Below are 12,950 nucleotides of genomic sequence, written 5' to 3'. Positions count from 1 at the left end.
GTCTTATTTCGGATTAACGGTAAACGCCTCGTTCCAGAGTGTCACATGAAGACATTTTTCCGGTATTAAATCCAGCCATAAATGCTTCCGCGCGTTGGGCCGAAGAACCGTGTGTCCATGCCTCGGGGCGAACCTCGCCGCCTGAGCGTTTTTGGATATTGTCATCACCAACTGCCTGGGCTGCGGCAATAGCATCCTGGACTTCCTGTTGGGAGATTTCCTTTAGGAGCGCATTTTCACCATCGTCTGCATGGTGGGCCCAAACACCGGCATAGCAGTCTGCCTGAAGCTCAATCTTGACTGCATTAGAATCCGCGCCAGGCTGATTATAGTTGCTGAGTTTAAGGGTGCCCTCTAATTGTTGAATATGATGTCCAAACTCATGTGCGATGATATATTCTTGGGCGAAAGGCGCATTTTTCGCACCCAGTCCGCGCAATTGCTCAAAGAACGAAACATCGAAATAGGCTGATTGGTCTCGGGGACAATAAAACGGTCCGGTTGAAGCTGAAGCTTGGCCGCAACCAGAGTTTGTACTGCCTTGGAAAATCACAGCATCAGGCCGTGTATATTCAATTTGTGCTTGTTCAGGCAGCACCTTTCCCCAAATCACATTGAGTGAAGATGCCGTGAAATCAACGCGACAATCATCATATTTATTCGCATCGGCGCCGACTTTGCAGTGGTCAAGCCCGGAAGCTTGCTCTTGGCCATTACTGGATTGTTCTTGTTGGGTTTGTTGCCCAAGCATAGATTCCAGCTGTTTAGGATCTCCACCCATAAAAATAAATAGGGCTACAAGCACGAGTGTGCCAAGGCCGCCGCCGATGGCAACGGTGCCACCGGGGCCGCGTTTACTAGCGCCGGGAGCTGATTTGGTGACATCATCGCGAAAGGTCATGACAATATTATCGCATACGTTTGTTAGGAAAATCCGGGTAGAAATACTAAGAATGTTGATTAATCCCCATCAGATGGAGATATGTTCGGGTAGGCACTAATCGTTGTATTGGGGTGGGGCGGCGCCGCTGTTTATAGTGCAACGGGGTAGGATCGGGCGGAGAGTTTTTCATTTCCCTTACATGGAAGGATCCTACGAACGTGCTGCGCACTCATTTGGCGGGCGATCTGCGTAAAGAAACTGCAGGCGAAACCGTCACGTTGACCGGGTGGGTTTCCCGCCGTCGTGACCATGGTGGCGTGATTTTTATTGATCTCCGCGACCGTTCCGGCATTGCACAAGTAGTCTTCCGCGATAACGAGGTTGCTGAACGCGCGCACGCTTTGCGCAGCGAATTCTGCATTCAGGTAACCGGTATTGTGGAAGCTCGCCCGGAAGGATCTGAAAACCCAAATCTTGCTTCCGGTGACGTTGAACTAAACGTCACTGAACTAGTAGTACTCAATGAATCTGCACCTTTGCCGTTTCAGATTGACGACGCCGCGTCCGGCGGCGAGGTTGGCGAGGAAGCTCGCTTAAAGTACCGCTACTTAGATTTGCGTCGTACAAATCAGGGAAACGCACTTCGGTTGCGTTCTGCCGTAAATCGCGCGGCCCGCTCGGTGTTAGATGCGCATGAATTCACCGAGATTGAAACCCCAACGCTAACTCGTTCTACACCTGAAGGTGCTCGTGACTTCTTGGTGCCTGCACGTTTAAAGCCGGGCTCCTTCTATGCGTTGCCACAATCACCACAGCTGTTTAAGCAACTTCTGATGGTTGCCGGGATGGAACGCTACTACCAGATTGCACGATGCTACCGCGATGAGGATTTTCGTGCCGATCGCCAGCCAGAATTCACCCAGCTAGACCTGGAAATGAGTTTTGTTGACCAAGACGATGTTATTGCCTTGGCTGAAGAAATCTTGGTTTCGTTGTGGAAGCTTATTGGATACGAGATCAGCACTCCGATTCCTCGTATGACGTACGCCGAGGCAATGCGACTCTACGGTTCTGATAAGCCGGATTTGCGTTTTGATATTCAAATCACCGAATGTACTGACTTCTTTAAAAACACCTCATTCCGTGTGTTCCAAAATGAATATGTTGGTGCAGTGGTTATGGAAGGCGGTGCCTCACAGCCACGACGTCAACTCGATGCTTGGCAAGAATGGGCAAAGCAACGCGGCGCTAAAGGTCTCGCTTATATCTTGGTAGGTGAAGACGGTGAGCTTTCCGGCCCGGTGGCAAAAAACATTACCGAGGAAGAGCGCCAAGGAATCGCTGCACATGTAGGGGCAAAGCCAGGCGACTGTATTTTCTTTGCCGCTGGCGAAACCAAGAGCGCACGCGCACTTTTGGGTGCTGCACGCGGTGAAATTGCAAATAAACTTGGCTTGATTCAAGAAGGGGACTGGGCATTTACCTGGATTGTAGATGCACCAATGTTTGAACCTTCCGCTGATGCCAAGGCCTCAGGCGATGTGGCGCTCGGCCACTCCGCTTGGACTGCAGTCCACCATGCCTTTACTTCACCAAAGCCTGAATGCTTGGACACATTTGATACTGATCCGGGATCAGCATTGGCATATGCCTATGACATTGTGTGTAACGGCAATGAAATTGGTGGTGGTTCGATTCGTATCCACCGTCGTGATGTTCAAGAACGCGTGTTTAAGGTGATGGGCATTTCCGAAGCGGAAGCACAAGAAAAATTTGGCTTCCTTCTTGATGCTTTCGCATTTGGAGCACCTCCACATGGGGGTATTGCGTTTGGCTGGGATCGCATTGTTTCATTGCTTGGTGGCTTTGAATCTATTCGTGATGTTATCGCCTTCCCGAAGTCCGGTGGCGGTGTAGATCCACTTACCGATGCGCCTGCGCCAATCACCCCGGAGCAGCGGAAAGAAACCGGTATTGATGCGAAGCCCAAAAAGAAGGTTGAAGCCTAAATCCGCCTAAGGAGCCGCCGTCCTATGCCAACCCTGACCGAAATAGTTGAAATCGCCGAAGAATTATTGGCACAAAAATTCGGTGGAACTCATGCGTTTCAAGAATGGGAACAATTAGGCGGCTCTGGAACGGCGACGGTAATTCGCGCAAGACTTGCACCATCGCCGTTTTTGCAGCAACGCTCGGTGGTGGTGAAGTTTGTGCCTTCCACCGGTGACCGGATCGATGACGCGGCATTGATCCGTGAGGTGGTGTCATATCAATTCACCACATCATTACCAGAAGATGTCCGACCCGGCCCGGTATTACTTGCCTACGATATCGACCGTCGGATGCTTGTTATATCCGATTCAGGTGATGGTGAAACCTTTGCTGACCTGCTTGAAAGTAGAGATCCGCAGCAGCGTTTGCAATTATTGCGAACACTCGGACAAGCAATTGGCAAAATGCATGCTGGGACATTCCATAGAGAAGCTCACTTTGATATTTTGCTGAATCGAATGCTTAATAGGTACCCGGCTTCTGCTGATATTCACCAGTTACGGGACACCACGCTAACTAGTTCGATTGATCGTGGAATGACACTACTGGTTTCCGCCGGAGTTCAAATCCCTGAGGTTGTTCGCAACTTTGCAAATGAGGCGCAGCGCCGACTTAAGTCTGGTTTCCACCGTGCCTTTACCCCCTTCGATTTATCACCAGATAACATCCTCTTTTCTGATCGAACACAGTTTTTAGACTATGAGTGGGCGGGCTTCCGGGATGTGACCTTTGATATCGCTTGTGTTATCGCTGGTTTCCCCCAGTTTATTTCCGCACATCCAATCTCTGATGAAGAAGCCGACGCTTTTATTTTCGCGTGGGTGGATGAAGTGAATACGGCATGGCCGAATGTGAATAATCACCAGCGGCTGCAAGCGAGGATTGTGACGGCGTTACTCGGGTGGGCCTTCGCGAGTGTTGCATACCTTTATTACGGGTCGATGAGTCAAGCAGTTGCAGGTGCAGCTGATGGGCCAAGCGCCGAGGAGACTGCTTTGGTCACCGCTTCACTCGATGAAGAATTCGATGTTTTGTATGCGGTACTGCGAGATGCGGAAGATGCGCGCAGGGATCTTATAGAAACATTTGAGGCGCTGGCTCGATTTGCTAGCCGAGGTGCTGATCCACGGTTTCCTGAGGTGGAACAGTTTGCACGCACGGTCGTCGATAGGCTTGAGCAACGTTGACCCAAGATTCACTGTTTCCGGAAGAAAAACCGCAGGTGGAAAATTATTTCCACCCGGGAAGCCACGCTCCACTAGCGGCCCGCATGCGTCCGAAAACACTGAGTGAACTGGTCGGGCAAGAACACCTTCTAGGCCCTGGGACGCCATTGCGAAGGCTTCTTGAGGGGCGTGGTGAGGCATCCGTAATTTTATATGGACCGCCCGGGACCGGGAAGACTACTATTGCTTCGCTTATGAGTGCGGCGACCGGTGATCTGTTTGTATCGCTGTCTGCATTAAATTCCGGGGTAAAAGAAGTCCGTGCCGTAATTGAACGTGCTCGTAGAGAGCTAATTGATGGTCGGCGAACCGTTCTGTTTATTGATGAAGTCCACCGATTTTCTAAAACACAACAAGACGCATTACTTGCAGCAGTGGAAAATCGGACGGTGCTTTTGGTGGCTGCAACAACGGAAAACCCTTCGTTTTCTGTGGTTGCCCCGCTGCTTTCACGCTCGCTATTATTGCAGCTTCAACCACTTGATGATGCGGCGATTCGAAAACTATTGCTGCGGGCATTAAGTGATGGGCGGGGGCTTGGTGGTCGCATTACGGCCAGTGAGGAAGCAATTGAGCAATTAGTACTGCTTTCCAGCGGTGATGCGCGGCGTGCCTTGACATATATCGAAGCTGCCTCCGAGGCGGTCGAAGATGGTGGCGAATTAACAATCGATATTGTGCAGGCTAATGTGCATCGGGCAATCGTGCGCTATGACCGGGATGGGGACCAACACTATGACATTACGAGCGCATTTATTAAATCGATTCGGGGTTCGGACGTAGATGCCGCCCTGCATTACCTCGCACGAATGATCGAAGCGGGTGAGGATCCGAGGTTTATTGCCCGGCGCTTGGTTGTTCATGCTAGTGAAGACATTGGTATGGCCGACCCCACCGCACTGCAAGTAGCGGTGGCTGCGGCACAAGCTGTGCAGTTAATTGGCATGCCGGAAGCCAGGTTGAACTTGGCGCAGGCGACAATCCACCTTGCCACAGCGCCGAAATCTAATTCGGTCTATAAAGCGATTGATGGCGCACTTGAAGATATTCGCTCGGGAAAAATTGGTCCTGTACCAGTGCATTTGCGGGATGGCCATTATGCTGGGGCAAAACAATTAGGCCATGCGGTTGGCTACCAATATCCACACGATGATCCCCGGGGTGTGATACCACAACGATATATTCCTGAGGTGTTGGATTCAGCGGTGTATTATCAGCCCACAACGCACGGTGCTGAGAAACGTTTATATGAGTTCTTGGGTCGGCTTCGTAGGATTGTGAGAGGCTCCCACTAACAGGTCATACGACTCCCAAGGTAAAGTGTTGCGCGGACACTGTTTTTTCACATAAAGCGAGGAATTACTGCCGTGCAGACACATGAGATCAGGGAGCGCTTTATTCAGCACTTCGTCAACGCAGGACACCAAGAAGTCCCCAGTGCGTCGCTGATTCTCGACGATCCCAACCTGTTATTTGTCAATGCAGGCATGGTTCCATTTAAACCCTATTTCTTGGGCCAACAAACCCCACCCTTCCCACAAGGTACCGCAACCTCCATCCAAAAATGCGTCCGTACCTTGGATATTGAAGAAGTCGGCATAACCACACGCCATAATACGTTTTTCCAAATGGCCGGAAACTTCTCCTTTGGCCAATACTTTAAAGCCGGAGCCATTAAACATGCTTGGGAATTGCTTACCAACCCGGTAGCCCAAGGTGGTTATGGCATGGACCCAGAAAAGCTCTGGGTCACCGTCTACCTCGACGATGATGAAGCCGCCGAAATTTGGGAACATGAAATAGGCCTGCCAAAAGAACGTATTCAACGCCTTGGCATGGCGGATAATTACTGGTCTATGGGCGTGCCAGGGCCTTGCGGACCGTGTTCTGAAATTTACTACGATCGCGGTCCTGAATATGGCAAAGAAGGCGGTCCTATTGCGGATGATTCCCGATACTTAGAAATCTGGAACCTTGTGTTTATGGAAAAAGAACGCGGGGAAGGCATTGGCAAAGATAACTTTGAAATCCTTGGAGATTTGCCTAAGAAAAATATTGATACTGGTCTTGGCGTAGAACGTGTAGCATGTCTGCTTCAAGGGGTGGACAATGTATATGAGACAGACCTGTTGCGCCCGGTTATTGATGTCGCCGAAAAGCTCACCGGCGCTGCATATGGCCAAGGGGGCCAAAACGATATTCGTTTCCGGGTGATTGCCGACCATTCACGCACCGGCATGATGCTGATTTTGGACGGTGTTACCCCAGGTAATGAAGGCCGTGGCTATATTCTTCGCCGCCTGCTTCGTAGGATTATTCGGTCTGCCCGATTGCTTGGTGCAACCGGCGAAACAATGGGCGTTTTTATGAACACCATTATGGACACCATGACACCGTCCTATCCGGAGATTGCGGAACACCGGGAGCGGATTCTGCAAGTGGCTATAAACGAAGAAAAGGCTTTTTTGCGGACCTTAGAATCCGGCACGCATCTTTTTGAAGAAGCTGCCGCATCCGTAAAAGCCTCTGGTTCTCATGTTCTTGCGGGGGCACAAGCATTCGCCCTGCACGATACATACGGGTTCCCAATCGACCTCACGCTCGAAATGGCTGCGGAAGCTGGACTGGAAGTAGACCAAGAGGGCTTCCATTCGCTTATGGCGGAGCAGCGAGCACGCGCAAAAGCCGATAGCCAAGCGAAAAAACACGGTCATGCTGACCTTTCCATTTACCGCGAATTTGTTGACGAGCATCCAACGGAATTTACTGGGTACACCGAATCTACTTCTAATGCCCAGGTGCTTGGCCTTATTACCGAAGGCAAACTTCTGCCCACCGCAAGTGTTGGCGATAATGTTGAAGTAATCCTCGATACCACCCCAATGTACGCGGAGTCTGGTGGCCAGCTTGGCGATCGAGGCATTATTCGTACAGGTGACACGATTTTGCGCGTAAACGACGTGCAAAAAATTGGTAAAAAACTTTGGGTTCATAAAGCGACCGTTGAACAAGGCGAACTCGAAGTCGGAGCAAATGTTGAGGCTAGTGTCGACGCCCAGTGGCGTCACGCTGCACGTCAAGCCCACAGCGCCACGCACCTTATCCATGCAGCATTGCGCGAGGTCCTGGGCCCAACAGCCGTACAGGCTGGCTCTATGAATAAGCCCGGATATCTACGTTTTGACTTTAACTGGACCCAACCACTAACCCGCGAGCAATTGCAACGCATCGAGGCGATTACCAATGAGGCCGTAGACCATGACTGGGCTGTAAATACCCTGGAAACTTCGCTGGAAGAAGCGAAAGCGATGGGTGCGATGGCGCTGTTCGGCGAAAACTACGGCGATCAAGTTCGCGTTGTAGAAATCGGTGGACCCTTCTCCATGGAGCTTTGTGGTGGCATTCACGTAGATCATGCTTCTCAAATCGGACCTGTTGCAGTGCTTGGCGAATCTTCTATTGGATCAGGTGCACGACGAATCGAAGCGTATTCTGGTTTAGATTCTTTTACATACCTATCCCGTGAGCGAGCACTCGCAGCAGGATTGGCAACGGCGCTGAAGTCACCTTCCGAAGAACTTCCTGAGCGGATCGCGGCATTGACGGAAAAGCTCAAGGAAGCCGAAAAGGAAATTGCGGCATTACATCGTAAGCAATTAGCTGCCAAGACAGGTGAATATCTAGCCTCGGCACGCACGATCAATGGTTTCCAAGTGATCACGGCAACCCTTCCGCAAGGCACTTCTGCAGGCGACTTGCGGACCACCGCAATCGATCTGAAAGGCCGGTTAGGGGAGCAACCAGGTGTAATTATTTTAGGTGCGCAAGACGACAAAAATAAGGCACCATTTGTTGTGGGTGCAACCCAATCTGCGATCCAACGCGGTGTAAAGTCTGGCCAGCTCGTGGGTATTTTAGGCGGTTTTGTTGGCGGCCGTGGAGGTGGCAAACCTGATATGGCTCAGGGCTCCGGAAATGATGCAAGCGGCTTTGACGCTGGCTTTGCCGCAGTGGTCAATGCACTTGAGAACCTGTAGCCTGCGCCTATGAAGGTTTTAGCTGACACACCAGGTAAAAATGATCCTGGTCTAGGCCGTCGCATAGGTTTAGATGTTGGGACGGTAAGGATTGGTGTTGCGGTCTCTGACCGTAATGCAACTCTTGCCACTCCAGTGGAAACCGTCCGTCGCATAACTCGTTTTAAGGATCCAGATCAGGCAGATATTGACCGGATTGTAGCCCTTATTGAGGAGTACGAGGCGGTTGAAATCGTGGTGGGCTTACCGCGGGATCTTCAAGGTAATGGTTCGAAAAGCGTCAACCACGCAAAGGAGATTGCGAACCGGGTACGCAGCCGGACAAAGTTACCAGTTCGAATGTGTGATGAACGACTCACCACGGCTGTTGCTACCCGAGCATTGCAGGCTTCCGGCGTAAACTCGCGGAAGGGTCGTAGTGTGATCGATCAAGCTGCGGCGGTGGAAATTTTACAATCTTGGCTGGATGGAAGGGCTGCATACCTCCGACAGCAGGAAGGCGAAAATGAGGCTACGTAAGGAGCCAACGTACGTGAAGCGCCGCCAACGCGGCATCGCGGTACTCATTGCTACGTTGATTCTAATCATCAGTGCTGTGGTGTATATCGGCTATATGCGAACCAACCCGCCGAGCACCCGCGATTTTATTGGTACTGGAAATGGTGTAGAGGTAACGGTAGAAATTCCAGAAGGCTCCAGCATTTCTGCATTAGGGCCTGAACTTGTAAAGGCAGGGGTGGTGCAAACCAATGGCGCCTTCCAAATTGCCGCTAATAACAACCCAGACGCTGCAAACGTAAAACCTGGTGTTTATCGTGTGCAAAAGGAGATGAGTGCAGAGTCTGCTGTAGCCGCGCTCTTGGACCCAGCTAACCGTGTTCCAAGTTTGGACATACCAGGTGGGGCGACATTGATGGATGTCAAGGTAGTCGGCGGGCAAACTCGCCTTGGAATTTTCCGACAAATTTCAGACGCCACTTGCCAAGAAGGAAGTAAAAACTGTATTCAAGTCACAGAGCTCCATAGGATTGCTGGGGAAACACCCCCGCAAGAGCTTGGAGTTCCAGAATGGGCAGTTCCGCAGGTATTGGCACGTGGCCCCGACCCTAAGCGCCTTGAAGGTCTTATTGCGCCTGGTGAATATGTGATTAACCCTGAAGATGATGCTCGTTCATTACTTACCCGTCTAGTTTCAGATTCAGCGAAGAAATACAATGAAACTGGCATTGTGGAACGCGCTCAATCGATTGGGCTAAACCCATATGAATTGTTAAGTGCAGCCTCGCTCATTGAACGTGAAGCACCAAAGAATGACTTTGATAAGGTAGCGCGCGTAATCCTGAACAGGTTGCGGAAACCGATGCGTCTAGAATTCGATTCCACTGTGAACTACGATGTGACCGAGCAAGAGATCGCCACAACGGATGAAGACCGGCTCAAAGTAACCCCATGGAATACTTACGCTAAAGACGGTTTGCCAGAAACCCCGATTGCGTCGCCTTCAATCGAAGCAATTGAAGCTATGGAGCATCCTGCTGAGGGTGAATGGTTGTTCTTTGTGACCGTTGATAAAGATGGCACAACACTGTTCAATAATACGTTCGAAGAGCACTTACGCGATACAAATCAAGCCATTGATAATGGCGTATTGGATAGTAACCGATGATTACTCACCGCGCAGCTGTCCTAGGTTCGCCTATTGCGCATTCACTTTCCCCGGTGCTGCATAATGCTGGATATGCGGCACTGGGGTTATCCCATTGGGAATATGGGCGCAGAGAATGCACCGCTGAACAACTTGCTGGAATAGTGAGTAACGCGGATTCTAGTTACCGTGGGTTTTCTGTCACAATGCCAGGAAAGTTTGCGGCACTTCAATTCGCTGATGAAGCGACTGAACGAGCGCGAGCTATAGGAAGCGCAAATACCCTAGTTCGAGTGGGTGAGGACGTTTGGAAAGCCGATAATACTGATTGTGATGGCATTCGTGGAGCACTCGCCGAATTAGGGGCGCTTACCGGTACCACGGCGTTTGTACTTGGCGGTGGTGGCACTGCGCGGCCTGCTCTCTGGGCCCTTGTGCAGGCGGGATACCAGAAAATCATCGTATTTAATCGTAGTGATAAAACCGCGGAATTAGCGCCCTTGGTGGGCGATATTGATTTCGCTGTTCACCCACTTACGGAATCCGCAATAGTGTCGGCTGGGTTAGCGGACGTGATTATTTCCACCGTTCCATCGAGGGCAATTGCAGGACTGGAACCTACGATTGCTATTGCCCCAATACTTGATGTGATTTACGATCCATGGCCGACCCCGTTAATTTGCCAGGCCCAACAAAATAATATTTCCGCAGTCGGCGGTCATTGTATGTTGGCGCATCAAGCATTCGGTCAATTCGAACAATTCACCGGGCATAAGGCGCCACAGGTAGCAATGTCGCAAGCACTACGGAAAGCGATACAGATATAACCAATACCTGGCAAAGCTAATTCGATAAAAGAAAACCTCTGGCATATACGCGTATCCTGCGGCTAGGCTACAACCAAAAGGGGAGTAGTTTGGTGCGGAAAGCGAGGAATAGTGTCGGGGGTTTTCTTTCTTTGGGCGGTTATTGTTTCGGGGTTTGATACCTGCTTCTATAGGCTTCCGGATGCGCTTACGGTTCCAGCGATTGGTGTGTGTTGGTATTGGGCGTGGAGTATAGATCCAACTTGGATTTTCGGTGGATTGTTTTGGGCTGGGCTGTATTTAATATTGCCAGGTTTTGGTGGTGGGGATTGTAAATTAGCTGCTAGCTTGGGCACAGTGGCGTTGGCGCAAGGCGCACTTGGGTGGTGTGGCGCAGTGGTCGGGGCGTCGATACTTACAGTGATAATTGGGGTCTGTGCCCATCAACGAGTGGTTGCACATGGGCCAGGCATGCTGGCGGCCACAGTGTTTGTGTGTCTTTGGTAGTGGTGGTTTAGGGGGTCGTGTTTTATTGCAAGGCTTGTTCGTGACACAATACTCACCATGCTTCGATGGACAACAGCAGGTGAATCTCACGGTCAGGCACTTATCGCAATGGTTGAGCACATGCCTGCAGGGGTGCCGCTCACGCGTGCAGATATTTCCGCCCAACTTGCCCGCAGGAGGCTTGGGTACGGGCGCGGTGCACGTATGAAATTTGAAGCCGATGAAGTCACTGTGCTTGGTGGGGTTCGCCACGGCCAAACCATGGGTGGACCAGTCGCAATTATGATTGGCAATACGGAATGGCCAAAATGGACTACATTAATGAATCCAGATCCAGTGGATCTGGAAGACCCTGATATTGCCGCTGCATTTGCCTCAGGGCGAGGCGCAAAACTCACTCGCCCACGTCCTGGGCATGCTGATTTTGCTGGCATGCTGAAATATGATTTTGCGGAAGCTCGTCCAGTATTAGAACGTGCTTCCGCTCGCGAAACTGCCGCTCGTACGGCGGCGGCAACATTAGCGCGCAATTTCTTACGGGAAGCGCTGGGGGTAGAGGTTATTTCGCATGTAATTTCAATTGGTGCCTCGGAGATGTATACCGGAGAGCTGCCAACCTTTAATGATTTGGAAGCTATCGACGCCTCCCCAGTGCGGGCATTCGGTTCAGCTGCGGAAGCTTCCATGATTGCGGAAATTGAAGCTGCGAAAAAAGCCGGAGACACCCTTGGTGGCATTATTGAAGTTGTTGTGCATGGTCTCCCGATTGGTCTTGGATCATTTGTTTCAGGTGAAGATCGTCTTGATGCGCAATTAGCAGCAGCATTAATGGGAATCCAAGCAATTAAAGGCGTGGAAATCGGCGATGGTTTCGAAGAAGCTCGACGCCGTGGATCCCAAGCTCATGACGAAATGGTACGGGCAGAAGATGGCGGTGTACGAAGGTTAACAAACCGCGCTGGCGGCCTGGAAGGCGGTATGACCAATGGGGAAAGTCTGGTGCTACGCGCTGCAATGAAGCCTATTTCAACTGTGCCTCGTGCATTAAAAACTATTGATATGGCTTCTGGTGAACCGGCTTCAGCAATCCATCAACGTTCGGATGTTTGTGCGGTCCCTGCGGCGGGCGTAGTTGCAGAAGCAATGGTCGCTTTGGTGCTGGCTCGGGCAGTTTTAGCTAAATTTGGGGGGGATAGTTTGACGGAAACCCAATGCAATATTGAATGCTATCTGAATCGGGTTCAACAACGTTTGGAGTTTTAATGTCGCCTCGCGTAGTGCTAGTAGGCCCCCCAGGGGCAGGTAAATCCACAATCGGCCGGCGCCTTGCCCATGCTTTGAACACGAGTTTGGTGGATTCAGATGTGCTTATTGAAGCTGAACAAGGCCGTCCATGCGGAGAGGTATATGCCGATTTGGGCGAAGAAGCGTTCCGTGAGCTGGAAGCAATAAAAGTTGCTGAGGCATTGGAAACTTCCGGTGTTGTCAGCCTGGGCGGGGGTGCGGTGGTCACAGAATCAAATAGGAATCTGCTTGCGAACCACCCGGTGGTTTGGGTTGATGTATCCCTAGAAGAAGGAGTTCGCCGCACTATAAGTGATACCTCTCGTCCTGTCCTTGCGGCCGCCGATCCAAAAGAACGGTACCAACAATTGCTTACCGAACGGACGCCGCTGTATCGCGAAGTCGCAGGGTATCGGGCCCGAACGGACGGCCGGACCCCGCAACAAGTAGTGGCAGATGTATTGAACTATCTAGAAACACATAGCGACACCCACGAAAAGGACGTCTAAT

At 51.1% G+C, this 12,950-nt stretch carries 11 protein-coding genes; 10 read left to right on the top strand and 1 reads right to left on the bottom strand.

The features are described from left to right. Positions 1 to 13: 13 nt before the first annotated feature. Positions 14 to 901, bottom strand: coding sequence for a KPN_02809 family neutral zinc metallopeptidase (gene ypfJ, locus CFREI_RS07375; RefSeq protein WP_027012224.1), 888 nt, complete (start codon positions 899 to 901; stop codon positions 14 to 16). Positions 902 to 1,101: 200 nt separating this feature from the next. On the opposite strand from ypfJ, the gene aspS reads away from it, so the two are divergent. From aspS to CFREI_RS07325, 10 genes are all read left to right on the top strand, one after another. Beyond that, the gene (gene aspS, locus CFREI_RS07370) at positions 1,102 to 2,892 is read left to right on the top strand and encodes an aspartate--tRNA ligase (RefSeq protein WP_027012225.1); all 1,791 of its coding nucleotides are present in this window, start codon (positions 1,102 to 1,104) and stop codon (positions 2,890 to 2,892) included. A gap of 24 nt (positions 2,893 to 2,916) precedes the next feature. Continuing rightward, the gene (locus CFREI_RS07365; protein WP_027012226.1) at positions 2,917 to 4,122 is read left to right on the top strand and encodes a phosphotransferase; all 1,206 of its coding nucleotides are present in this window, start codon (positions 2,917 to 2,919) and stop codon (positions 4,120 to 4,122) included. Continuing rightward, the gene (locus CFREI_RS07360) at positions 4,119 to 5,456 is read left to right on the top strand and encodes a replication-associated recombination protein A (protein WP_027012227.1); all 1,338 of its coding nucleotides are present in this window, start codon (positions 4,119 to 4,121) and stop codon (positions 5,454 to 5,456) included. The genes CFREI_RS07365 and CFREI_RS07360 overlap by 4 nt, the downstream gene beginning before the upstream one ends. A 72-nt stretch (positions 5,457 to 5,528) precedes the next feature. Next, entirely contained in the window at positions 5,529 to 8,198 is a 2,670-nt protein-coding gene (gene alaS / locus CFREI_RS07355; protein ID WP_027012228.1) for an alanine--tRNA ligase, read from the top strand. Positions 8,199 to 8,207: 9 nt separating this feature from the next. Beyond that, positions 8,208 to 8,717 (top strand): Holliday junction resolvase RuvX, encoded by a 510-nt coding sequence (ruvX, locus tag CFREI_RS07350; RefSeq protein ID WP_027012229.1) that lies wholly within the window; start codon positions 8,208 to 8,210, stop codon positions 8,715 to 8,717. Next, complete coding sequence (gene mltG / locus CFREI_RS07345) at positions 8,704 to 9,864, top strand: endolytic transglycosylase MltG (RefSeq protein ID WP_027012230.1); 1,161 nt, start codon at positions 8,704 to 8,706, stop codon at positions 9,862 to 9,864. The genes ruvX and mltG overlap by 14 nt, the downstream gene beginning before the upstream one ends. Further along, complete coding sequence (locus CFREI_RS07340; RefSeq protein ID WP_027012231.1) at positions 9,861 to 10,670, top strand: shikimate dehydrogenase; 810 nt, start codon at positions 9,861 to 9,863, stop codon at positions 10,668 to 10,670. Before mltG ends, CFREI_RS07340 begins: the two co-directional genes overlap by 4 nt. Positions 10,671 to 10,781: 111 nt before the next feature. Continuing rightward, positions 10,782 to 11,156 carry an A24 family peptidase gene (locus tag CFREI_RS07335; RefSeq protein WP_051255847.1) on the top strand — a complete coding sequence of 125 codons (375 nt, stop codon included), beginning with the start codon at positions 10,782 to 10,784 and terminating at the stop codon, positions 11,154 to 11,156. Between the two features lie 57 nt (positions 11,157 to 11,213). Beyond that, a complete protein-coding gene (aroC, locus tag CFREI_RS07330) occupies positions 11,214 to 12,419 on the top strand; it encodes a chorismate synthase (protein WP_027012233.1) in 1,206 nt (401 codons plus the stop codon). Then, complete coding sequence (locus CFREI_RS07325) at positions 12,419 to 12,949, top strand: shikimate kinase (protein WP_027012234.1); 531 nt, start codon at positions 12,419 to 12,421, stop codon at positions 12,947 to 12,949. Before aroC ends, CFREI_RS07325 begins: the two co-directional genes overlap by 1 nt. Position 12,950: the final 1 nt, after the last annotated feature.

Source organism: Corynebacterium freiburgense (genome assembly GCF_030408815.1).
In the GTDB taxonomy this organism is placed as follows: domain Bacteria; phylum Actinomycetota; class Actinomycetes; order Mycobacteriales; family Mycobacteriaceae; genus Corynebacterium; species Corynebacterium freiburgense.
The sequence above is the reverse complement of the archived record's forward strand: the minus strand, read 5'-3'. Positions and strand labels throughout refer to the sequence as shown.